General features: G+C 57.7%; 30 protein-coding genes. 14 read left to right on the top strand and 16 right to left on the bottom strand.

All coding sequences use genetic code 11. The features are described 5' to 3' along the window. The first annotated feature begins 71 nt into the window (after positions 1-71). A complete protein-coding gene (dkgB, locus tag LJ360_RS18910) occupies positions 72-881 on the top strand; it encodes a 2,5-didehydrogluconate reductase DkgB (protein WP_264994748.1) in 810 nt (269 codons plus the stop codon). A 12-nt stretch (positions 882-893) separates the two neighbouring features. On the opposite strand, the gene LJ360_RS18905 is transcribed toward dkgB, so the two are convergent. After that, positions 894-1,382, bottom strand: coding sequence for a methylated-DNA--[protein]-cysteine S-methyltransferase (locus LJ360_RS18905; protein ID WP_264994747.1), 489 nt, complete (start codon positions 1,380-1,382; stop codon positions 894-896). A gap of 190 nt (positions 1,383-1,572) precedes the next feature. Here LJ360_RS18905 and LJ360_RS18900 point away from each other — a divergent pair, with 190 nt between their 5' ends. The 4 genes from LJ360_RS18900 (at position 1,573) to LJ360_RS18885 (ending at position 4,054) form a co-directional block, all read left to right on the top strand. After that, entirely contained in the window at positions 1,573-2,169 is a 597-nt protein-coding gene (locus tag LJ360_RS18900) for a gamma-glutamylcyclotransferase (RefSeq protein WP_264994746.1), read from the top strand. Between the two features lie 112 nt (positions 2,170-2,281). Continuing rightward, on the top strand, positions 2,282-2,569 hold the full coding sequence (locus LJ360_RS18895; RefSeq protein WP_264994745.1) for a PAAR domain-containing protein: 288 nt from the start codon (positions 2,282-2,284) through the stop codon (positions 2,567-2,569). A gap of 78 nt (positions 2,570-2,647) precedes the next feature. After that, a complete protein-coding gene (locus LJ360_RS18890; RefSeq protein WP_264994744.1) occupies positions 2,648-3,682 on the top strand; it encodes a serine hydrolase domain-containing protein in 1,035 nt (344 codons plus the stop codon). A gap of 90 nt (positions 3,683-3,772) precedes the next feature. Further along, positions 3,773-4,054, top strand: coding sequence for a YebG family protein (locus LJ360_RS18885; RefSeq protein ID WP_091853937.1), 282 nt, complete (start codon positions 3,773-3,775; stop codon positions 4,052-4,054). Positions 4,055-4,059: 5 nt separating this feature from the next. Here LJ360_RS18885 and LJ360_RS18880 read toward each other — a convergent pair whose 3' ends face one another. Further along, positions 4,060-4,728 (bottom strand): DNA-3-methyladenine glycosylase I, encoded by a 669-nt coding sequence (locus LJ360_RS18880; RefSeq protein ID WP_264994743.1) that lies wholly within the window; start codon positions 4,726-4,728, stop codon positions 4,060-4,062. Positions 4,729-4,899: 171 nt separating this feature from the next. Between LJ360_RS18880 and LJ360_RS18875 the strand changes: the two genes are divergently transcribed. From LJ360_RS18875 to LJ360_RS18860, 4 genes are all read left to right on the top strand, one after another. After that, entirely contained in the window at positions 4,900-6,594 is a 1,695-nt protein-coding gene (locus tag LJ360_RS18875) for a diguanylate cyclase (RefSeq protein ID WP_264994742.1), read from the top strand. A 109-nt stretch (positions 6,595-6,703) separates the two neighbouring features. Then, positions 6,704-7,141 (top strand): nucleoside deaminase, encoded by a 438-nt coding sequence (locus tag LJ360_RS18870; RefSeq protein ID WP_091853944.1) that lies wholly within the window; start codon positions 6,704-6,706, stop codon positions 7,139-7,141. A 94-nt stretch (positions 7,142-7,235) separates the two neighbouring features. Next, a complete protein-coding gene (locus LJ360_RS18865) occupies positions 7,236-7,688 on the top strand; it encodes an ArsI/CadI family heavy metal resistance metalloenzyme (protein WP_091853946.1) in 453 nt (150 codons plus the stop codon). After that, positions 7,681-8,268, top strand: a complete 588-nt coding sequence (locus LJ360_RS18860; RefSeq protein ID WP_177186077.1) for a sigma-70 family RNA polymerase sigma factor — start codon at positions 7,681-7,683, stop codon at positions 8,266-8,268. Before LJ360_RS18865 ends, LJ360_RS18860 begins: the two co-directional genes overlap by 8 nt. A gap of 90 nt (positions 8,269-8,358) precedes the next feature. Here the strand turns inward: LJ360_RS18860 and LJ360_RS18855 are convergent, their stop codons facing one another. Together LJ360_RS18855 and LJ360_RS18850 are read right to left on the bottom strand one after the other, a co-directional pair. After that, positions 8,359-9,624: an esterase/lipase family protein gene (locus LJ360_RS18855; protein WP_091853949.1), complete on the bottom strand. Its 1,266-nt coding sequence runs from the start codon at positions 9,622-9,624 to the stop codon at positions 8,359-8,361. Between the two features lie 86 nt (positions 9,625-9,710). Then, entirely contained in the window at positions 9,711-10,742 is a 1,032-nt protein-coding gene (locus LJ360_RS18850) for a DUF2157 domain-containing protein (protein WP_091853951.1), read from the bottom strand. A gap of 124 nt (positions 10,743-10,866) precedes the next feature. Here LJ360_RS18850 and LJ360_RS18845 point away from each other — a divergent pair, with 124 nt between their 5' ends. Beyond that, entirely contained in the window at positions 10,867-11,313 is a 447-nt protein-coding gene (locus LJ360_RS18845; RefSeq protein ID WP_177186078.1) for a DUF4124 domain-containing protein, read from the top strand. A 60-nt stretch (positions 11,314-11,373) separates the two neighbouring features. On the opposite strand, the gene LJ360_RS18840 is transcribed toward LJ360_RS18845, so the two are convergent. From LJ360_RS18840 to LJ360_RS18795, 10 genes are all read right to left on the bottom strand, one after another. Then, positions 11,374-11,775, bottom strand: a complete 402-nt coding sequence (locus LJ360_RS18840; RefSeq protein WP_264994741.1) for a GFA family protein — start codon at positions 11,773-11,775, stop codon at positions 11,374-11,376. Between the two features lie 153 nt (positions 11,776-11,928). After that, complete coding sequence (locus LJ360_RS18835) at positions 11,929-12,327, bottom strand: VOC family protein (protein WP_264994740.1); 399 nt, start codon at positions 12,325-12,327, stop codon at positions 11,929-11,931. A 101-nt stretch (positions 12,328-12,428) separates the two neighbouring features. Then, positions 12,429-12,722: a type II toxin-antitoxin system RelE/ParE family toxin gene (locus LJ360_RS18830; protein WP_091853957.1), complete on the bottom strand. Its 294-nt coding sequence runs from the start codon at positions 12,720-12,722 to the stop codon at positions 12,429-12,431. After that, complete coding sequence (locus LJ360_RS18825; RefSeq protein ID WP_091853959.1) at positions 12,719-12,943, bottom strand: addiction module protein; 225 nt, start codon at positions 12,941-12,943, stop codon at positions 12,719-12,721. The genes LJ360_RS18830 and LJ360_RS18825 overlap by 4 nt, the downstream gene beginning before the upstream one ends. Before the next feature lie 148 nt (positions 12,944-13,091). Beyond that, complete coding sequence (locus LJ360_RS18820; protein WP_091853961.1) at positions 13,092-13,394, bottom strand: type II toxin-antitoxin system RelE/ParE family toxin; 303 nt, start codon at positions 13,392-13,394, stop codon at positions 13,092-13,094. After that, positions 13,382-13,639 carry a type II toxin-antitoxin system Phd/YefM family antitoxin gene (locus tag LJ360_RS18815; protein WP_091853963.1) on the bottom strand — a complete coding sequence of 86 codons (258 nt, stop codon included), beginning with the start codon at positions 13,637-13,639 and terminating at the stop codon, positions 13,382-13,384. The genes LJ360_RS18820 and LJ360_RS18815 overlap by 13 nt, the downstream gene beginning before the upstream one ends. Positions 13,640-13,781: 142 nt before the next feature. Further along, positions 13,782-14,045 (bottom strand): Txe/YoeB family addiction module toxin, encoded by a 264-nt coding sequence (locus tag LJ360_RS18810; RefSeq protein WP_091853965.1) that lies wholly within the window; start codon positions 14,043-14,045, stop codon positions 13,782-13,784. Beyond that, positions 14,042-14,284 carry a type II toxin-antitoxin system Phd/YefM family antitoxin gene (locus tag LJ360_RS18805; RefSeq protein ID WP_058092928.1) on the bottom strand — a complete coding sequence of 81 codons (243 nt, stop codon included), beginning with the start codon at positions 14,282-14,284 and terminating at the stop codon, positions 14,042-14,044. Before LJ360_RS18805 ends, LJ360_RS18810 begins: the two co-directional genes overlap by 4 nt. Before the next feature lie 160 nt (positions 14,285-14,444). Continuing rightward, complete coding sequence (locus LJ360_RS18800; RefSeq protein WP_012137897.1) at positions 14,445-14,732, bottom strand: helix-turn-helix domain-containing protein; 288 nt, start codon at positions 14,730-14,732, stop codon at positions 14,445-14,447. Beyond that, positions 14,725-15,036, bottom strand: coding sequence for a type II toxin-antitoxin system RelE/ParE family toxin (locus LJ360_RS18795; RefSeq protein ID WP_091853968.1), 312 nt, complete (start codon positions 15,034-15,036; stop codon positions 14,725-14,727). The genes LJ360_RS18800 and LJ360_RS18795 overlap by 8 nt, the downstream gene beginning before the upstream one ends. 188 nt (positions 15,037-15,224) lie before the next feature. Here LJ360_RS18795 and LJ360_RS18790 point away from each other — a divergent pair, with 188 nt between their 5' ends. Then, positions 15,225-15,470, top strand: a complete 246-nt coding sequence (locus tag LJ360_RS18790) for a type II toxin-antitoxin system CcdA family antitoxin (protein ID WP_091853970.1) — start codon at positions 15,225-15,227, stop codon at positions 15,468-15,470. Further along, positions 15,470-15,787 carry a CcdB family protein gene (locus LJ360_RS18785; protein ID WP_264994739.1) on the top strand — a complete coding sequence of 106 codons (318 nt, stop codon included), beginning with the start codon at positions 15,470-15,472 and terminating at the stop codon, positions 15,785-15,787. The genes LJ360_RS18790 and LJ360_RS18785 overlap by 1 nt, the downstream gene beginning before the upstream one ends. Positions 15,788-15,846: 59 nt before the next feature. Here the strand turns inward: LJ360_RS18785 and LJ360_RS18780 are convergent, their stop codons facing one another. Then, positions 15,847-16,095, bottom strand: a complete 249-nt coding sequence (locus tag LJ360_RS18780) for a hypothetical protein (protein WP_264994738.1) — start codon at positions 16,093-16,095, stop codon at positions 15,847-15,849. A gap of 156 nt (positions 16,096-16,251) precedes the next feature. On the opposite strand from LJ360_RS18780, the gene istA reads away from it, so the two are divergent. Then, the gene (gene istA, locus LJ360_RS18775; RefSeq protein WP_264994737.1) at positions 16,252-17,796 is read left to right on the top strand and encodes an IS21 family transposase; all 1,545 of its coding nucleotides are present in this window, start codon (positions 16,252-16,254) and stop codon (positions 17,794-17,796) included. Between the two features lie 14 nt (positions 17,797-17,810). Beyond that, a complete protein-coding gene (gene istB / locus LJ360_RS18770; RefSeq protein WP_264994736.1) occupies positions 17,811-18,566 on the top strand; it encodes an IS21-like element helper ATPase IstB in 756 nt (251 codons plus the stop codon). 72 nt (positions 18,567-18,638) lie between these two features. On the opposite strand, the gene LJ360_RS18765 is transcribed toward istB, so the two are convergent. Continuing rightward, a complete protein-coding gene (locus tag LJ360_RS18765) occupies positions 18,639-19,094 on the bottom strand; it encodes a hypothetical protein (RefSeq protein WP_264994735.1) in 456 nt (151 codons plus the stop codon). Positions 19,095-19,234 lie beyond the last annotated feature (140 nt).

The following is a 19,234-nucleotide window of genomic DNA, read 5'->3' as shown; positions in this document are numbered from 1 at the left end:
CCCCACACTTCCACGGCCCCTTCGGCAGCCCCTGCCAGGGCAACAGCCGGGCCACGCGACAGGAGGACATTATGCCCTTTGATGCACTACCACCCATCGGTATGGGAACCTTTCGTCTGAAAGGTGATGACGCCCGGGAGGCGGTCCGCAGTGCCCTGTCACTGGGCTACCGCCATATCGATACCGCCCAGATCTATCGTAACGAAGCAGAGGTGGGCGACGGTATTACTTCCAGCGGGATTCCCCGTCGGGAAATTTTCGTCACCACCAAGATCTGGTTCGACAACTACCACCGCAGCGACCTGATCAACAGCCTGCAGACGAGCCTGCAGCAGCTGAAAACCGATCATGTGGACCTGACTCTGATCCACTGGCCGTCACCGGGTGACGAAGTGCCCATGGAGGAGTACCTGGGGGCATTGAGAGAGGCTCAGAAAGAAGGCCTCACCGACCACATCGGTATCTCCAATTTCACCTGCGCACAGATGGACCAGGCGAAGGCCATACTGGGTGACACTCCGATCTTTACCAACCAGGTGGAAGTGCACCCCTTCCTGGCCAACCGTAAGGTGGTGGAGCATGCCCAGCAGCTCAACATCCCGGTAACCGGCTATATGCCGCTGGCGGTGGGCAAGGTGATGGAAGATGAGACCCTTCAGAAAATTGCGGCTGCCCACCACGTGACCCCGGCACAGATTGCCATTGCCTGGTGCGTATCCCGGGGCGTGGTACCGATTCCATCGTCCACCCGGCCCAAGCACCAGACGGAAAACCTGGATGCCCTGAAAATCCGGCTGAGTGAAGAGGAAATCCGCGCCATCGACGAGCTGGACCGGGGTGAACGCATCGCCAATCCGGACTTTGCCCCAGTCTGGGACTGAGCCCCTCCGGCGTCACTGGCCCATGTGCGCCTGCTCATGGGCCAGCAGCCATTTCTTGCGTTCGAGACCGCCGGCGTAGCCGGTCAGCGAACCGTTGGCGCCGATGACCCGGTGACAGGGCACAATGATCCCGATGGGATTGCGGCCGTTGGCCAGCCCCACCGCCCGGGAAGCCTTTGCGTTGCCAACCCGCCGGGCCAGCTCACCATAGGTTTCTGTGTGTCCGAAGGGAATCTCCCGCAAGGCCTGCCACACCTGCTGCTGAAACGGCGTGCCGGCACCGGCCAGGGGCAGGTCGAACTGCTGTAATTGCCCCTCGAAATAGGCCACCAGCTGCGACCTGGCGTTATCCAGGCGCTGGTCATCCCGCACCCAGTGCTGGCCGATCACCGGTCGGGTAGCCTGTTCCTCCATATGAAGCCCGGTAATGGCGTTGCCATTACTGGTGATCAGCAGGGTTCCGACAGGCGAATCCAGTTCTGTGTAGAACACCGTATTCATGGCCTTCCTCCGCAACAATCAGCTTATCACCCAGGCCGGGCTCGCAATCACGGCCACCAGCCGGACTTTGATGGTTCAAGCTTAACGCTGCAGAATAGCCTTTGTCTGGTCATTTTTCGCCCTGTCTGGTGGATGGTCCCGCCAGCAGGTGGCACGGATCGACTTATTGACCGCATTCCGGAGCAATTGCATGGCACTCGATACCTCGGCCCTGAACCGCCAACGGCATAACCTGGATCACCTGGACGATGTCTGGTTGTTCGGCTATGGCTCGCTGATCTACAAGGTGGACTTTCCCTACCTGGAGCAGCGCGTTGCCACCATCGAAGGCTGGGCCCGGCGGTTCTGGCAAGGCTCCCACGACCACCGGGGTACCCCGGAGTCCCCGGGCCGCGTCGCTACGCTGGTGGAGGCTCCGGGAGTCGAATGCATGGGTGTGGCTTACCGGGTATCCCCCCGAACCTTCGAACATCTTGACCACCGTGAAAAGAACGGCTACCTGAGGTTTTTTACGCCTTTGTGGTTCAGCGAGGAGGAATCAGTGGACGGCCTGGTCTACGTCGCCGGTGCGGACAACGCTGCCTTCCTGGGGCCGGCGCCGGTGGATGAAATGGCCGAGCAGATTGCCCGTTCCCATGGCCCGAGCGGGCCGAATGCGGACTACCTGCTGAAACTGGCCGGTGCGCTGTCCGAGATGGGCGCCACGATGAACACGTCTTTGAGCTGGCAAGGCTGGTTGAGGATATCCTTATGGCCAGGCCGTGACCCAGCCTCCCCGCCGCGGTGACGCCCCGAAGCCTGGATTGCCAACCGGGTCATTGGACCCGCACCTGACGCAGTATATACTTTCGTCGGTAAAGCTCTTCGTAATCATGGACGACACAGGGAGGAACCCCAGGATGGGCAAGCCCGCCGCAACGCTCAGTTGTTATCACACCTGTCCCGATAAAACCGGAAAGAAAGACCATATAGGCGGCCCCATTGTGGCCGGCTCCTCCAACGTGGTGATAGGTGGCATGCCTGCTGCCCGTGTGGGCGACAAGGTCGTCTGCCGCGGCCCCGCGGACACCATTGCCAAGGGCTCAGCATCCGTATTCATCAACGGCCAGGCGGTCGCTCGTGTTGGCGATAAAACCGTCCATGGCGGCACTATCGTTGTCGGCAACCCGACGGTAATCGTTGGCTGATCAAACAGGGGAGGGGGCTGATCGGTCAGTGTGGTACGGTCGTAGCTGTAAGCATGATGCTAACAGGGACAGCAACTAATGATTCCGCACTGGCTTCGCCGAATTCTTGCCCTCACCGGCTTACTACTCGCGTCCGCCGCCGCCCAGGGGGCCGGCAACCCGGATAACCCCCTGGAAATCGATGGCTTCGTTGAGGAGGCCCGGAGCCTGGAGAGACTCCACGGCGTGCTGGTTGCCGTGGACGGTGAACCGGTGTTGGCCGAGGTGGTGCGCGGCCCGGCGCTGGATAAAGCGGTCAATATCAAGTCCCTGTCCAAGACGGTGATGGCAGCACTGGTGGGGGTAGCGGTCAGGGAAGGTGTTTTCGAGGGACCGGAGCAGCCGATTACCGAGGTGATCTCTGTACCGCCAGCTGCCGATCAGCGGGTACGGAAGATCACTATCGGCCATCTGCTCTCCATGCAGGCAGGACTGCAGCGGACTTCTGGTCCGCATTACGGTCCTTGGGTGAATAGCGACAACTGGGTCAACCACGCGCTGACGCAACCCTTTGTAGATGAACCCGGTGGCGACATGCTGTACTCCACGGGTAGCTACCATATTCTTTCCGCCGCGCTGACAGAAACCACAGGGAAAAGCACGCTGGTCCTGGCCCGGTCGTGGCTGGGCGAACCGCTGGATATCACCATTCCCTCCTGGCCAACCGACCCCCAGGGCATCTACTTCGGAGGCAATGACATGCGCCTGTCACCCCTGGCGCTGCTTGCCATCGGCGAGCTGTATCGAAATGACGGTCGTCACGGCGGCGTACAGATACTGCCTGAAGGCTGGGTGAACACCTCCTGGCAACCAAGAGGTGAATCCCGCTATACCGATGACCGGTACGGCTATGGCTGGTTTGTGACCGAACTGCACGGATATGAGGTCTACTACGGCCGGGGCTACGGCGGCCAGATGCTCTATGTGGTGCCGGACCTGGCGGTGACCGCCGTGATCACATCGGACCCGTCGCCCCCATCCTCCCCGTCGTTTACCCAGAAACTGGATGCCCTGATGGAGCGGTACATCCTGCCTGCCGTTGAGCAACGGTCGGGAAGCGCTCGCTCACGGTGAAGGTTGGGCCCTCCCACAAACATTGTGCCCGCGGTATAATTACTGTAAATTCATACAGCAATTAACCCACCATCACTGCGAGGCACTCCCATGGCGGTACAAGCAGTCTACTTCTCCGATAAGGATGGGCTGGACATGGCACTGAAGCACCCTGACACCCTGCTGTTCTCCAACAAGGCCGACGCCGATGCCCGTGACAAGGTGTTGGAACTGTCCGAGGAGATCCGGGAGTTCCTCACTCGCAAGGTGGAAGGCCTGGATGAAGAGACCGCGGATCGCTGCGCGCTGGCCATTGCCGAGAACAAGGACCTGTTCCAGAAAGCCCTGAAGAAGCCGCAACTCCTCAATGCAGACGAAGCCGCAGACGCCTGAACCTCTTAACGCTCGATGCTGCAGGACGCAATCTTTGACAGATGGCTGTAGGGCAGGCCGGTTTCCCGATGCCAGTCATTAAAGGCACTCTGGGCCTGCAGCAGCGCCTTTTTGCTGCCCGGTGAGGCATCCAGCAGGCCTTCCAGGCGCAGCACGGCGAGCACATCCTGTGACAGGATAAACCCGTCCCAGCCCACCATCCTCAGAAAGTACTGGGCGGTGTTGCCGCCAAGGCGGGCGCCGTGGCGTTTCAGCCATAGCAGCAGCCCGGCCTGGTCGTCGGATGGCCACTGGGCGAGCATGTTCCCGAAACTGCCATATTCGCTGGCGGCCTCAACCACCATGCGGGCGTTCTCGGGTACGGTGCGAATTTTCTGCAGGTTGCGCACGATGCGGTCATCGCCGGCCAGGTTTTCCAGCACCTCCGGGGGAACCTGCTGCCAGTAAAGTGGCACGAAGCCGTCAAAGGCTGCCTCGAAGCCCGGCCACTTGTTGTCGATCACCCGCCACACAAAACCGGCCCGGAACACACACCGGGTAAGTTCGGCCAGGTAGCGATCATCGCCCAGGCTGGTCAGTTCGACCGGCGTAGCGACTCGCGGAAGCAGGGCGCTCAGACTATCCGGGCCACCCTTGCGTGAAATGGCCCGGTCATGGATGGCGGCAAAACTCATGGTGTCTCCCCGGTCAGTGCTCGCTGAACACTAACCGGAAAGTGCTGAGCGGTAAACCAGCCTGGCCCTGCTTCTTTCTGGGGTTCTCAAGTGATTGTCTGTGTTATTTTGACTTTAGGTGTATATAGTGACTACGTATCAACAGCTTTAGCCTGCACTGGCGACACCGCAATGACTTCTGCCATTAAAGATACAACGGTGCTTGAGGCCGCTCTGGGAACGGTATCAGACGGAGTGCTCATTACCGGGCCCTATCCCTCGTTAACGATTGTCTACGCCAATGCAGCCTTTTACGCCATTACCGGTTATTCGGCTTCCGAGGTGTTAGGCAAGACACCGGCGCTGCTGGAAGGTAAGGACACGCCTGCCGACTGGCAGGGCATGTTCCGGTCGGGTAACACCACACCCACCGAGGTTTTGAATTATCGCAAGGGTGGCGCGCCGCTTCACGTGGAGTGGTCGATCCGTTCCCCGGCGTCGGCCGAATCCCCCGCTTATCGTATTGCCGTCCTGCGTGACCTCACCCAGCCTCGTGCGCTGGAACATCGGCAGGCGCAGCTTGAGCTCCTCGCCAGTATGCAGCGCAAGGTGGGCACAGCAGGCCTTGACCTGAGGGTACTACGCCAGAAAGTGGTCGATGTAGCCATGGATGCAACCGCTGCCGAAGCGGCAGCGGTCGAGGAAGTGGAAGGGGACATGCTGGTGTACACCGCCGTTGCAGGCCGGGCACGGTCGGTGGCAGGTTTTCGGTTACCAGTGGACGCCAGTCTGTCAGGAACCTGCTACAAGGCACAGATCCCGATTTTCTGTGCGGATGTACACCAGGATAGCCGTGTCGACCAGGACAAGGCCGAACAGGCCGGTTTCCGTTCGGGCATGCTGGTGCCCCTGCTCCATGCCGATCATTGTTTTGGCGCCCTGAAGGTATACTCCAGTGAGCCCGGCGCCTTTCAGCGTGACCAGCTGAAACTGCTGGAAATGGCCAGCCATGTGCTGGCAGCCTCATTGTATGATGCGCGCCAGTTCAAGAGTGAGCAGGACCGCCGCACCCTGCTGGTCGATGCACTGCCGATATTGATTTCGTTTGTGGACAACCAGTATCGCTATGGCGAAATCAACGCTGCCTACAGCCGGTGGTTCGATGTTCATCCGGACCAGATACTTGGCAGGAAGGTTGAAGACGTTTTGGGCGAAACCGCCTTCAACAAAATACGACACTATGTGGACACAGCCCTGGCCGGGGAGCGAGTGCGCTTTGAGATGACGGTCCCCTATTCAAGGGGCGGGCCCCGACCGGTTGAAGCCGAGTACATCCCGGTTTATGACGCCAACGACACCGTAATGGGGTTTTATGCCCTGGTCCGGGACCTTACCGAACGCAGGACGGCGGAGCGGGACCACTTGACCCACATCTATAATCGCCGGGGGTTCGACCGCTTGTTCAAGGGCGCCATTGCCACCGCTGCCCGTTACCGGCGCCCCCTTTCCCTGCTGTTCCTGGATATTGACCATTTCAAACCGGTGAATGACCAGTGCGGGCATACCGTTGGCGATGAGCTGCTGCGTCAGGTGGCGAACCTGCTGAGACAGCTTGCCCGGGAGAGCGATATTGTCTGCCGCTGGGGTGGTGAGGAGTTTGCTGTGCTTACACCGGAAACGGCGCTTGGTGAGGCCCAAGAACTTGCCGAACGCCTGAGAGTTGCCATAGCCAGCGATGTGGCGTCTCCCCTGGGGCCGATCACCGTCAGTATTGGTGTCGCGGAGCTCAAGCTGCAGGAACCCGAAAACTCACTGATCCAGAGAGCAGATCAGGCCCTTTACTGGGCCAAGGAGAAAGGCCGCAACAGGGTGGAAACGGTCGATTAATGCCTCCCAGGTGCCATGCCAGGGCACGGGATAGCCTTTCGCAACACACCGGCCCTGGTGAACTGCTGTGTGCTATCTTCGATACAACCCCACCGATAGCGGAGGCACTATGGACCGATTTATGGAACTGGCAATGGCTGAAGCCGAGGCAGGCATGGCGGAGGGCGGCATTCCCATTGGTTCTGTACTGGTGTGCGATGGCAAGGTGCTGGGTTCAGGTCGTAACCAGCGGGTACAGCTGGGCAGTGCTATCCGCCACGGGGAAATGGACGCCCTGGAGAACGCCGGTCGTCACCCGGCCGCTGTCTACGCCCGCTCAACCCTGTATACCACCCTGTCCCCCTGCGCCATGTGCTCCGGCGCCATCCTGCTTTATGGCATCCCCCATGTGGTCATTGGCGAAAACAAAAGCTTCCGGGGTGAAGAAGACCTGCTGATAAGCCGTGGTGTGGAGCTGGAGGTCCTGGATGACCCGGACTGCATCGCACTGATGGAGCAATTTATCCGGGAGAACCCCGAGTTATGGAACGAGGATATCGGAGTGTGAAAGGCGGGTGATTGGAAAATTCTGCGACCATCCGGATGTCTCTGCGTCTTACCTGTAGCGATACAGCAAACCAATGACGAGACGGAGATATCTGATGAAACGCTTTCATGTGCACCTGTCAGTCCAGGACTTGGACTCCAATATCCGGTTCTATACCACCCTGTTTGGTCAGGCGCCCAGTCGCCGGGAAGATGACTACGCCAAATGGATGTTGGATGACCCACGCATCAACTTCGCTATTTCAACCCGCGGAGCCTCATCCGGGCTGGATCATTTTGGGTTTCAAATGGATGATGGTGATGAGTTGGCCCGGTTGCGCGAGCGTGCTCGTAATGCGGATGCCGCCATCCTGGACGAAGGCACAACCCAGTGCTGTTACGCAAACAGTGAAAAGCACTGGCTCATGGACCCTCAGGGCGTGCCCTGGGAGCACTTCGTAACCATGGGCGAAATACGCCACTTCGGCAGTCCACCTGTGCTGGCGGAAACCGTGGATAAACCGACAGGAACATCAGGCAGTGGAGCGGAGAAAACCTGTTGTGGATAGTCAGACCCTGGGGACAAACGGTGCCACGGATCGGGCGGTAGTCGCTCGATCCGCAACGGGCGTGGAAGATGCCTACCTTACCTTTCGTAGTGGGTTGCTGGGCTTTCTGCGTACCAATGTTCATGACCCGTCACTGGCAGAAGACCTGCTGCACGAGGTATTCGAAAAAGCAACCCGGGCGCTCGAGGAAGGTGAACAGCCTGCCAATATTTCGGCCTGGCTGTATCGTGTTGCTCGTAACACCTTGATTGACCACTACCGTCGTCAACGCCCCGTCGAAGTGATACCCAACGATCTTGAGGCGGGGGAGCCTTTCTCACTGCCCCCTGAACAAACCCTTGCACTTTGCCTCAGGCCGTTTATCGACCAGTTGCCCGGAAAATACAGTGAGGCCCTCCTGGCCACCGCCATTGAAGGCCGCAGTGTGGCGGCCTGGGCCCGCGAAACCGGGTTGTCGCCGTCGGCAGCCAAAAGCCGGGTCAGCCGGGGCAGGGCCTTGCTCCGGGAAAAAGTGCTCGAATGTTGTCACGTAGAAGCAGCGCGGAGCGGGGAGGTCCTCGAGTACTACCGGCGACAATAGTCGGTACGCATTGGATCCCGCAATAAACGACATCATGTCTTGGAGGTCGTCAGCCATAACTTCCGGCCTCCTGTTGAAAACCCGGTCCGTTCAACTTTCAGGGCTTCCGTCTTCAGTCACCCATCCCAGCAGGCACTGGTAAACCGGTTGGCTATCGAGCAGGTCGAAATGGTTCAGGCCATTAAAAACTGCCTGTCGGGATTCCGGGATAGGCAGGCAGCGCGCAGGGTCACGGTGCTGGCCAAGTGCGCTCCTGAGCGGGACCAGGCCATCCCCGGGGATCAACGTGCTGGCAGCGGCCGGGGAAGACCGAATGGTTGCCGCAACAGCGTAGTAGCGGGTGCCGGGGGGAGGGATTTCTGGTGCTTTTCTGCTCCCGGGCTCCGGGCCGGTAACCTGGCCAATAGTACCCTCACGGAGATCACGGATGCCGGCACTCCGAATATTACCAAGTCGGCCAATCGGCGCGCTGTAAGGGCTGACCCCCAGAAGGAATTCCAGCCCATTCCCCAGCTGTTCCAGTGGTGCGCCCTGATGAGGGGTGCCGAGGAAAACCACTTTCCGGAGTCGGGTTGGCCAGTGGTAGCCGGCGTGCTGCGCCTGCAGGCACGCGCTGCGGGTGACAAGTCCGCCCATGCTGTGCCCGACGATCACCAGCTTCTCAACGGGTACCGGCCATTCGCTGATCAGCGCTTCCAGCATCAGGGCGAAATCCCGACCGTTCTCCAGCACCGCAAGCCCGCTGTTGTAGCGCAGATACAAGGGTGTAAAGCCAAGATCGTGGGCCAGCGCCTTGCCATGATCATGGCCGTTACGGAACCACTGCCGGTCGTTCATACACAGGCCGTGAACCATGACCAGCAGGCGGTTCGACGGGTGCGGAATGGTCGCAAGCAGTGCCTGGTGCTCCAGCATTAAGCGCCTTCCGCCGTATCGCAGTTCCATGGGAATCGCCAAAGGATTGGCAGAGGCCACCAGGTAGTCCCCGAGTACGCCGTTGATGGCGGCTAAAAGGGCCTCCCTCCGTGCGGTCGATTCCTGGTTGGCGAGCATGGGGGCGAACCGGCTGAGGGTGAACTCAAGGCCCTGGCCGGTCAGGGCGGAGACCCGACGGATGTTGCGGTAGACAAGGCCGGTGATCCCCCTGGTCGGGCCGGGCCGCCCGGGGCCAATAATCGGCGCGAGCCCGGAAATATTGCGGTGCATCACCTCGACAATGTCTGTTACCCCGTCGAAGGCGTCAATGATCAGCCGGCTGGTACCGATCAGGTCGGCTGAACGGGGCGGGTGAGACAGCTTATTGCCCGGCTCGCGCGGGGAACTACCGGTGGTATCAGAGCTGCGTTCGGTGCTCATGTCGGTCTTTCCTGTGCGCATGGGCTGGCCAGTCATGGCCAGCGAGGCGGGAGTGCGAACCCAATATAGCACGGTCCCCGAAAGTGTCAGTCAGACCGGGCTGCCAGCAACTCCCGGAGCCCGGCTGGCAACACAGACCGGGCTTTCCGGGAAATCGGCTCCTCATTCTTCTGCCACAAAACTCCGAGGTAGATGATCAGCAGGCCGATGGCCGTGAGTGCCATCGGGAAAAACCAGCTATCCTCGAAAACCTCCCACGCCAGGTGGCCAAGGTAAAAACACACACCCAGCGCGCCGAAGACTACGAAGACCCGCCGGACAATCACCACGCCGATAGTGATCATCAGAAGGTTGATGGAGAAATAGAGAAAACGGGACAACTCGCTGCTCGAATCCTGCGCCGTCATCCCGCCCCAGAAAGTCAGAACACCAAAGATATACAGCCAGAAGGCGTAATCCGCTGTTGACCGGGATCGGAAATCCACCCAGAAGGCGGTCAGCGTCATCAACAGGCCAAAGTACATGGAGAACAGCGCACGGAACTGGAAGTCGTAATACCCGGTCATCAGCATGGCGGCAACATCCATCGACAGGTACCAGAGGGTAACCGCGATGGGCATGATCATAAAGGAATAGCGATAGATCCAGGCCAGCACAACCCCGACAGCCAGTGTGCCCATCTCCATATAGAGCCAGTGCCAGCGAATGTAGCGGTGATAGTCCCGGTAAACACTGTCATCCGGCCATACGCCCAGGGCTAACTGCAACCCGTAGATGGCCAGCGGCGTCAGTGCTACCACAAAGGTCGCACAGATGCCGGCAGGGATGGCCAGGTCCATGGACCGGAAGCGCCCGGTCAGTAGCAGTCCCACGCCGGCATACAGCAGCGAGATAAAGAAAATGCCCCAACCACCAAAGGCCTCCCAGCCCAGATTCATGAACAGCGTCATGGCACCGATGGCAATCAGACCACCAAGGTAGTAAAGCACGTTGGTGAGGTTGAACGCTGGGCCCACGCCGGGCTGTTGCCCCAGGAAGTCATACAGCCGGTCTGCCTGCTGCGAGGTAAGGATCTGCTCACTGACCGCGTCGTTGAGGTGTTTCCTGGTTATTTTCATGGTGGTGGGTGCTCCTTGTCCTTGGCGGTCAGTGGCCGGAAAACCTCGAATGTAGCTCAATCAGACAGTAATATTCGAGGTAACATCCTCAAAAAGGACTTATACACTCAAGGACCGGGAACCCATGAACGTTTTCCTGCTGTTGCTTTGCCTTCTTGCTACCCCTGTCGCCGCCTTAGCAGGCACCTACCGCTGGGTCGATGAAAACGGCCAGACGCATTTTGGCGACCGGCCACCGGCGGGCGCCGTTTCCGATGAAGTCAAAGTGACCCCGGCGCCGGTAGACGAGGACGCCGCTGCTCGTGCACGTAAAGCAAGGGTGAACGAATTCCTGGAACAGAGTGAGAAACAGCGGGCCGAGCGTAACGAGGCGAAGGCCCGCCAGGAAGCTGCGGCCGAAGAGCGGCAAGCCCGCTGCGAGCAATTGCGCGGCCGCCTGAAGTATCTGAAAAGCGTGTCGAAGATTTACCGGATCAACAACGACGGCGAACGGGTGTACGTGGACGACGAGGAGAACGAGCGTCTTCGTCGTGAGTTCACGGCGAGGGTTCAAAGCGAGTGCGGTGCCTGATCTGCGGCAGAACGGGAGCGCAGGCGCGTCTGAATACAGCCACCGATTAGCTGCGGTGCTTCAACCTGGCAGACCCTCGAACTTTGGCACGTCCTCTAATCCCTCATCCCAAACGGCTTTGCTGGATGTGAATATATGCGCAGTTGGCAGCATAGGAATTTCAGTGTCCAAACACCCTGCGGGAACGACAAGCAAACCTGCGATCTGAGTGCTCGGCAATGCTGAACCACACAACCTGCAAAAGCTCTTGTTATGGCGAGTGCCTGGCAGCGTAAAGCACGTCACCGCATCTGCACCCGACTGCCAGACCAATGTAGCGGAATGCGAGAACAGGTTTGCGGCATGAGCCGAACCTGTATCTTTTTGGCAGTGTTGACAATGGCACAGGTAGAAGCTTTCGAAATCACCTGTTACCTCAAAGCTTACGGTGCCACACAGACAAGAGCCGAAATGAGCAGTCATCAGAACCCCTTCCATGGCCTGAGAGGGAAGTGCAGAACGAACATGAATGGCTGGTTAATGCCATACTCACGCTTCACCTTTGCGACCCGCACCCTGCCATAGATCCCTCTAAACATTTAACGAATGAGATTAGCGGCAAACGGCTGCAACTGGTTATGCGGGTTTATCGGAAGGACCGACCCAGAACAATGGATTATGTGCGACTTCCCAAAGATAGCCGTCAGGGTCTGAAAAGTAGCCTGCATAGCCACCCCACTCCGTCTTTCGCGCGGACTTCGTGACAACAGCGCCCGCGGAAGCAGCCTGAGACATGACCTGGTCAACTTCACCTTCTGAACTTACATTGTGCGCCAGACTGAACCCAGCAAAGCCACCGGAAACTGCACCTACCTGCGCATCTTCCGCTAGTGCGTCACGACCGTACAAACCCAGCCATGTGCCGTTCAAAGTAAAAAAGGCTACCTCCGGCGGAGAGTCCATTCGGGGAAAGCCAAGGCCCCTTTCATAGAACTCAATCGACCGCTGTATATCACCCACGCCCAGAGTGATCATACTAATCCGTGGCTTTATGATTCCTCCTTGCATAACGCCAGGCTCACGCGCCGGTTTGGAGCCGCGAAGCGGCGGAAAATCAGTCGCTGTGCAGCCGATTGTTAAAGCCTTCCCAGCCAGTACTGCGGACGCCGGCGGTCATGGGCAACAGCCAGAACCTGAAAACCATCATGGCTCTCTCGGTAAACGATAGACAAGGGAAACCTGTGAAGGGGCGCTCTACGAATATCTGGCGGCAACTCAGCTTGCCAGGCTTTTGGTGACTCGCCAATTAAATTGGCCAGGGCCTCAAATTCCTCTATAAAGGCACCACCCAATCCCGGAACTTTTGATTCATAATAACCAACTGATTCCAGGAACTCGGCTTCCGCTGCCGGGTGAAAAGAATAGTTCATTTAATCAGTGCTCTAGCCTTCCTCATGACATCCTCACCAGACACAGCCTGAACTGTGCCATTGTCGAGCTCTTCACCCCTGCGCCGCGCCTCAAGCAACCAATCGGACCTGAGCTCTTCTTCTGACGGAGACTCCAGACTCAACACCAGTCGCTGGATCAACTGGGCTCGCTCCTCTTTAGGGAGGTGGAGCGCCTCGTCTTCAATTTTCTGGAGATTCATGGACAAAACCTCTCGTTCACATATCACTCAATTTTGACACGGATGGCTACCAGGTGCCACGACTCGGCTTTTCAGCTTTAACGCCGAAGCGCACCGGTGACTTTGACGTAGCGAAGCGGAGACAAAGGCATCCGAGTGCCGCGCCTGGTTAGCTGTTCCCAAGCATGTACGCCCGAAGCTGTCGCTCCTCTCGCATGACATAGAGAATGAGAACTCTCTTATCATCCTCACGATAAAAAATGCGACACGGTGGAACCACTATCTCCCTGTATACTGAATTAGGGAGCTCTGGTGGAATCCGTCCGGATTGGGGAAAATCTTCCAAGCGCTCGGTCTTATCGAAAACTTCTTGGACCAGGTGACTTGCGGCTGCAGGATTATCCAGAGCAATGTACTCAGCGATCGCATCCAGTTCTTGAAGGGCGGGCTCCGTCCAGATTACTTCAGCCATTTACTCATTTTTTCCATGGCCTCACTTTGACTGTACGTTCTTCCCTCAAGTACAGCCCGCTCTCCTCGTGAGAGCCCCTCAAGCAGCTCAAGTCGGCGCTGCATAAACTCGTAATCTTGCACATCGACAAGGTATGCGGATGGCTGACCGTGCTCCGTGATCAGTATCGGCTCTTTAGTCAGGTGCAGATCTGCCAGAATCTTTGTGGCTTGGCGCTTGAGGTTCGTAACCAGCTCAACTTTCATGGGCTCACCCTGAATCAGACTAAAAGTGCCACTATAGTATCACTTTTCAGGTGGGGCAATCACAGCTAACGCGAAACTTTGCGGCAATTTTGGAGCCGCGCTGCGGTGGAAAAATTGTCCGGCAACAGAGGCTGGTTATGCATTATTCGTAGTGGCTCCAGAGCCTGAGAACTTTCACCACCCGCTCGTCTTCCAGTACCTGATAAACCAGACGATGTTGAATATTAATGCGGCGTGAATAGGCCCCCGAAAGATCACCAATGAGCTTCTCAAACGGAGGCGGCTTACGGTATGGATCTTCCGCTATCAGCGCTAAAAGTTCCTGAGCTTTTGGTTTAAGGCCGCTGGAAGCCAACTTCTTTGCATCTTTCTGGGCTTGCTTGGTGTAAACCAACTTCCATGTCACCAGTCCAGCTCCTCATCGCATTCATCCACGGGGGTATCCATCCCCTCACGAATAGACTCCCGCATACCTGGTACGGAGAGCAGGTAAAGTGTTTCCTGAATTGCAGACCAGTCTTCCTCGGAAACCAGAACAGCTTTGTTCCGCTTACCCATGATGACGATTGGTTGGTGGGACTCGGCAGTCTCATCGATCAACCGATAAAGGTTACTGCGCGCCTCAGTTGCTGTGATTCCGGTCATGACGCACCTCTTGCGTGTTTAACTTTTAATTAAGTGTACGCTTTTGGGTACGTACGTCAAGACGAACGTATTGCATAACGCCCGCCATCACCGGTGACAAAACCGCAGCGAAGCAGAGGGTTTGGCATCCGGTGCATGGCCTGGTTACACCTCACTTTGGTCAGTGAAGCTGATTGAAAACTTCCGGGTGTTGCTCAGCAATGCGCAGAAGCGCAACCGCAGGCCCCTGCGGTTCACGCCGACCCTGCTCCCAATCCTGAAGGGTTCGCACACTCACGCCCATAAGACCGGCAAACGCAGATTGCGACATGTTCAACTTCAGCCTGATCACTTTAGGCGGTGAGGGCTCTGATAGCTCATGGGTTCGTAGAGCCAATTTACCCTTCTTGAACTGCTTGATTTCATTGATGCCATCAAGAATCTCTGCCCCAAGGTTCCTGTCACCCATTTTTGATTGCCTCCGCTATCTGCTTGAGCGTATGGCCAGGAATGCTGACGCGCTCTGATTTACTGTACAGCGTGAGCATCCATATCTCGTGGTCAGACTTCTTCCAGTAGTAAATGGCTCTGATACCACCGCTCTTTCCCGAACCCGCTGGTGCCCATCGAACTTTACGAACGCCACCAGAGCCTTTGATTAGATCCCCGGCATCCGGCTTCTGCAAGAGGTAGGTTCGAAGCCCACGATATTCCTCGTCCGTGAGGTAGTTCGGCAATAGCTTGGTGAACGTTGAGGTTTCGATGAATAGCATTGCCAAAATATACGGCGTTGCCGTACTATCGTCAAGGCAAGATCAATAAGGTGTAACGCCCTGGCTTTGCGGCGTGCCGGAGCGCCAGCGCAGGCGCGTCTGACAACAGCCATTGGTTAAATGCTTGCATGCGCATGGTCATGCGCATAAGATAAAATGGTGTCTTTTAGACCTTCTCGGAGGCCCTCATGGCCGAACTCTATAATTCAGCCGCCCCCAAAAAAGCAGCGAACCTCTCAATCAACAGCGATCTGCTGCGTAAAACCCGGGAACTGAACATTAATTTGTCTGCCACCCTGGAACGAGCTCTGAAAGAAGAGCTTTCGAAACGCGAAGCCGCTCAATGGGTTGAAGAAAATCGCGCTGCGATAAAAAGCTATAACGATTTCGTCGAACAACATGGATGCTTCGGCGACGAATTCAGGGAGTTCTGATGGCACAGTTCGATGTGTACCCCAACCCGAGCAAAATCAGCAAGGCTCACTACCCTTACCTTGTGGATATTCAAAGCAGCCTTCTGAGCGATTTGGCAACTCGCATTGTTATCCCTCTGGGCAAACGTTCTGCCTTCGGTGACGAAGTCATGCAAGGGCTCACTCCCGAAATCAGCTTTGCCGATCAGGAGCTGTTGCTGTTAACTCCGCAAATTTCCTCCGTGCCTGAAAAACACCTCAAGAGCCCTATTGGCTCACTCTCACATTTCAGAGACCAGATTGTTGGAGCTCTCGACCTGGCTATCACCGGCATTTAACGCGCAGCTTTGCGGCGTGCCGGAGCGCGAGCGTAGGTGCGTCCGACAACAGCGACTGGTTAGCTGTGCACCAAGGCTTGAACATCCTGACTATTGAGAATTTCATAAGCCATCTGTCGCACAGCGCATTCTAAGATATTCGTAAACTTGAATTCCTTGCCATCTTTCTTCCCTGTGAGATTGATGTTGCCATCCTTGATCCTTTTAAACTTTTCTGGATAACTGTCGACGTTGCATATTCCGGCCCATCGTGACCACCCATTCCGTTTGAACGTGACCGCCTGTTCCGGATGATCGTGACCGCTCATTCCGTTTTATCGTGACCGATTTCGGGTAGTTTTCCGGAATCGCCGGTCACGATGCCGGAATCATCGGTCACGTTCCTCCGGAATCCCTTCCAACACGCTGGAATTCTTCAACTTTATCCGGCATACCCCTTCCTTTTTCATCACGAGGAAGGGCGGATGCCGGCAGCGAGGATTTCCATGCGACAGATCATCGAGGTCTTGCGCCTCAAGTACGAAGCGGGCCTGAGCCATGAGCGTATTGCCCGTGCCTGCGGGCTCTCCAAGGGCGTGGTCGGCAAGTACGTCAGCCTGGCCACCGCGCAGGGCATCACCTGGCCGTTGCCGGAAGGCACGGATGAAGCACGGTTAGAGGCCCAGCTGTTCCCGGCTAAGACGACGCCCGAACGCTTTGCCGAGCCCGACTACTTCCAGATCCATCAGGAACTCAAGACCAAGGGCGTGACCCTGCAACTGCTCTGGGCTGAGTACGTAGAGCGCCACGGCGACAAGGCTCGTCGGTACAGCCAATTCTGCCATCACTACCGGCTCTGGCGCGGCCGGCAGCGACGCAGCATGCGTCAGGTCCACCGGGCCGGTGAAAAGATCTTTATCGATTACTGCGGCCCCACCGTGCCGGTGGTGGACCGCAGCACTGGCGAGATGCGCAAGGCCCAGGTCTTTGTGGCCGTGCTGGGTGCGTCCAGCTATACCTTCGCCGAGGCCACCTGGAGCCAGAGCCTGCCGGACTGGATCGCCTCCCATCAGCGGATGCTAGCGTTCTACGGTGGGGTGCCGGAACTGCTGGTTCCGGACAATCTCAAGGCAGCGGTCACCAAGGCAGACCGATACACGCCCCGGATCAACGAGACCTACGCGGAACTGGCGGCCCATTACCAGACGGCGGTGTTGCCGGCACGTCCCTACAAGCCCAAGGACAAAGCAAAGGCTGAAGCCGCTGTGCTGCTAGTTGAACGCTGGATCCTAGCGCGGTTGCGGCACCGAACGTTCTTCTCACTGGCCGAACTGAACTCGGCGATTGCAGACCTGCTACCGGCACTGAACCAGCGCCCGTTCCAGGGACGCTCCGAGAGCCGCCAGAGTCTGTTCGAAGCACTGGATCGACCCGCGTTGAAGCCACTGCCGGCAACGCCCTACGTCTATGCCGAGTGGCGCAAGGCACGGCCAGGCATCGACTACCACATCGAGATCGACAAACGGCTGTACAGCGTGCCTCACGCCCTGGTGGGGGTAAAGTTGGATGTTCGGGTGACCGATACCTCCGTTGAGGTCATGCACAAAGGCCAGCGCGTGGCGCTACACCCCCGCCACGGCAAGAGCCGGTTCGTCACCCTGACCGAGCACATGCCCAAATCCCACCAGGCCCATCAGAACTGGTCACCGGGCCGGTTCCTGAACTGGGCCACGGACATCGGTCCGGCAACACTCGACGTGGTACAGCGACAGCTAAAGGATCGCCCTCATCCGGAGCATGGTTACCGGGCCTGCCTGGGTCTGCTGAACCTCAGTCGCCGCTACAGCCGTGACCGACTGGAACAGGCTTGTAGCCGAGCACTGGCCATCAACTCGGCCAGCTACCAGAGCATCAGCTCAATCCTGAAGCAGGGGCTGGATCAACTGCCTCTGCCACTGGCCGAGGAAGAGCCGGAGCTGGCCGATCTGCCCTTACACACCAACGTTCGCGGCCCTCGCTACTACCACTGATCCCGGAGACACTGATGTTGACTCACAACACCCTCGATACCCTGCGACAGCTCAAACTGACCGGCATGTGCGATGCCCTGGAACAACAGCGGGCACAGCCTGACACCCACGACCTGGCGTTCGAGGAGCGCCTGGCCCTGCTGGTAGATCGCGAAGTGCTGCACCGCGAAAACCGGCGACTGGAGCGGCTGCTCAAGGCCGCCCGTCTGCGTGTGCCGGCCTGCATTGAAGACATCGACTACCATCACCCGAGAGGGCTGGAGCGCTCTCGCATGGCCGGACTGGCCAGCTGTGACTGGATCCACCAATCCCTGAACCTGTGCATTACCGGACCCACCGGGTGCGGTAAGACCTGGCTGGCGTGCGCCCTGGGCAACCAGGCCTGCCGGCAGGGGCTCTCGGTTCGCTACCTGCGGGTACCGCGCCTGTTCGAACAACTGCGCATCGCCCATGGCGATGGCAGCTATGCCCGGCTGATGAACCAGTTGCTGAAAACCGACCTTCTGATCCTGGACGACTGGGGCATGCAGAAGGTAACCGCGCAACAGCGACAGGATCTGATGGAAGTGATTGAGGACCGCCACGGCAGGGGCTCAACTCTCATTGCCAGCCAGTTACCAACGGAGCATTGGCACGATTACATCGGCTCCGCCACGCTCGCCGACGCCATCCTGGACCGGCTCCTGCACGGCGCTCACCGGCTCAATCTGAAGGGGGAATCACTGCGAAAAGCGAAAACACAAAAGACGGAATCGGTTGACCCATCGTGACCGCTCAGAGTACAAAATCGACTCCAGCGTGATGGCCGTGTGCAAATCGGTCACGATCCCCGGAATGACCGGTCACGTTCGCCGGAATACGCAGACGTGCGCTCCGCCATCTTTGTTGGCGCAAAACAGCACAAAATCTCGACGCGTATATTTATCCATTTGAGGCATTCGAAAGATAACCTCATTCCACCACTGGTGTGCAGGCATCGGACGTGACCGGGCAACTCGATCATACTGTGGGACAACCCTCATTCCCTGTGAGTCGGTCTCAAAACCTGTCAGCGTGCACGATCCGTAGGTTTTTTCGGTCTTAAAATCAAAAGTTGACGTTGAAAGTATTTGTATCTTTCCACGAACTCTAAGTAGCCCTAAGAGACTTCTGGAACGACGGCTCTCGTGCAACAAAATTCGTATTGTAGTGGCGATCCGAGGTGCCTCATCTTGGTACCCTGCATCAAATGCCTCTGCAGAACGAACCAAGTACTGGATCTGTTTTTCTAACTGGCTTTCCAGCTCATCCTGATCCATTGGAACTCCTGCTAACGAGGCTGTAGAAAAACTCGATTTCGAGCCGTCCCCAACGCCTGCTTCCTAAAATTTTTGTAGCGGCCATCAGCTAGCTGATTATCGAGATACCAATGTTCAGCCGTCAGTTTCGGCCCTTTGAC

The sequence above is a fragment of the Marinobacter sp. AN1 genome, assembly GCF_026013985.1.
Taxonomy (GTDB): Bacteria; Pseudomonadota; Gammaproteobacteria; order Pseudomonadales; family Oleiphilaceae; genus Marinobacter; species Marinobacter segnicrescens.
The sequence above is the reverse complement of the archived record's forward strand: the minus strand, read 5'-3'. Positions and strand labels throughout refer to the sequence as shown.

Bases quoted from the DNA above. Each gene is read 5' to 3' on its own strand.
- LJ360_RS18790 (WP_091853970.1), top strand. From the start codon at position 15,225: ATGGCCGAACTCTATAATTCAGCCGCCCCCAAAAAAGCAGCGAACCTC.
- LJ360_RS18780 (WP_264994738.1), bottom strand. From the start codon at position 16,095: ATGAGCGGTCACGATCATCCGGAACAGGCGGTCACGTTCAAACGGAAT.
- LJ360_RS18820 (WP_091853961.1), bottom strand. From the start codon at position 13,394: ATGGCTGAAGTAATCTGGACGGAGCCCGCCCTTCAAGAACTGGATGCG.
- LJ360_RS18825 (WP_091853959.1), bottom strand. From the start codon at position 12,943: ATGAATCTCCAGAAAATTGAAGACGAGGCGCTCCACCTCCCTAAAGAG.
- LJ360_RS18865 (WP_091853946.1), top strand. From the start codon at position 7,236: ATGAAACGCTTTCATGTGCACCTGTCAGTCCAGGACTTGGACTCCAAT.
- LJ360_RS18895 (WP_264994745.1), top strand. From the start codon at position 2,282: ATGGGCAAGCCCGCCGCAACGCTCAGTTGTTATCACACCTGTCCCGAT.
- LJ360_RS18905 (WP_264994747.1), bottom strand. From the start codon at position 1,382: ATGAATACGGTGTTCTACACAGAACTGGATTCGCCTGTCGGAACCCTG.
- LJ360_RS18845 (WP_177186078.1), top strand. From the start codon at position 10,867: ATGAACGTTTTCCTGCTGTTGCTTTGCCTTCTTGCTACCCCTGTCGCC.
- LJ360_RS18850 (WP_091853951.1), bottom strand. From the start codon at position 10,742: ATGAAAATAACCAGGAAACACCTCAACGACGCGGTCAGTGAGCAGATC.
- LJ360_RS18855 (WP_091853949.1), bottom strand. From the start codon at position 9,624: ATGAGCACCGAACGCAGCTCTGATACCACCGGTAGTTCCCCGCGCGAG.
- LJ360_RS18880 (WP_264994743.1), bottom strand. From the start codon at position 4,728: ATGAGTTTTGCCGCCATCCATGACCGGGCCATTTCACGCAAGGGTGGC.
- istB (WP_264994736.1), top strand. From the start codon at position 17,811: ATGTTGACTCACAACACCCTCGATACCCTGCGACAGCTCAAACTGACC.
- LJ360_RS18875 (WP_264994742.1), top strand. From the start codon at position 4,900: ATGACTTCTGCCATTAAAGATACAACGGTGCTTGAGGCCGCTCTGGGA.
- LJ360_RS18870 (WP_091853944.1), top strand. From the start codon at position 6,704: ATGGACCGATTTATGGAACTGGCAATGGCTGAAGCCGAGGCAGGCATG.
- LJ360_RS18835 (WP_264994740.1), bottom strand. From the start codon at position 12,327: ATGATCACTCTGGGCGTGGGTGATATACAGCGGTCGATTGAGTTCTAT.
- LJ360_RS18885 (WP_091853937.1), top strand. From the start codon at position 3,773: ATGGCGGTACAAGCAGTCTACTTCTCCGATAAGGATGGGCTGGACATG.
- LJ360_RS18840 (WP_264994741.1), bottom strand. From the start codon at position 11,775: ATGACTGCTCATTTCGGCTCTTGTCTGTGTGGCACCGTAAGCTTTGAG.
- LJ360_RS18765 (WP_264994735.1), bottom strand. From the start codon at position 19,094: ATGGATCAGGATGAGCTGGAAAGCCAGTTAGAAAAACAGATCCAGTAC.
- LJ360_RS18800 (WP_012137897.1), bottom strand. From the start codon at position 14,732: ATGGGTGACAGGAACCTTGGGGCAGAGATTCTTGATGGCATCAATGAA.
- LJ360_RS18795 (WP_091853968.1), bottom strand. From the start codon at position 15,036: ATGCTATTCATCGAAACCTCAACGTTCACCAAGCTATTGCCGAACTAC.
- LJ360_RS18900 (WP_264994746.1), top strand. From the start codon at position 1,573: ATGGCACTCGATACCTCGGCCCTGAACCGCCAACGGCATAACCTGGAT.
- istA (WP_264994737.1), top strand. From the start codon at position 16,252: ATGCCGGCAGCGAGGATTTCCATGCGACAGATCATCGAGGTCTTGCGC.
- LJ360_RS18815 (WP_091853963.1), bottom strand. From the start codon at position 13,639: ATGAAAGTTGAGCTGGTTACGAACCTCAAGCGCCAAGCCACAAAGATT.
- dkgB (WP_264994748.1), top strand. From the start codon at position 72: ATGCCCTTTGATGCACTACCACCCATCGGTATGGGAACCTTTCGTCTG.
- LJ360_RS18830 (WP_091853957.1), bottom strand. From the start codon at position 12,722: ATGAACTATTCTTTTCACCCGGCAGCGGAAGCCGAGTTCCTGGAATCA.
- LJ360_RS18805 (WP_058092928.1), bottom strand. From the start codon at position 14,284: ATGACCGGAATCACAGCAACTGAGGCGCGCAGTAACCTTTATCGGTTG.
- LJ360_RS18890 (WP_264994744.1), top strand. From the start codon at position 2,648: ATGATTCCGCACTGGCTTCGCCGAATTCTTGCCCTCACCGGCTTACTA.
- LJ360_RS18785 (WP_264994739.1), top strand. From the start codon at position 15,470: ATGGCACAGTTCGATGTGTACCCCAACCCGAGCAAAATCAGCAAGGCT.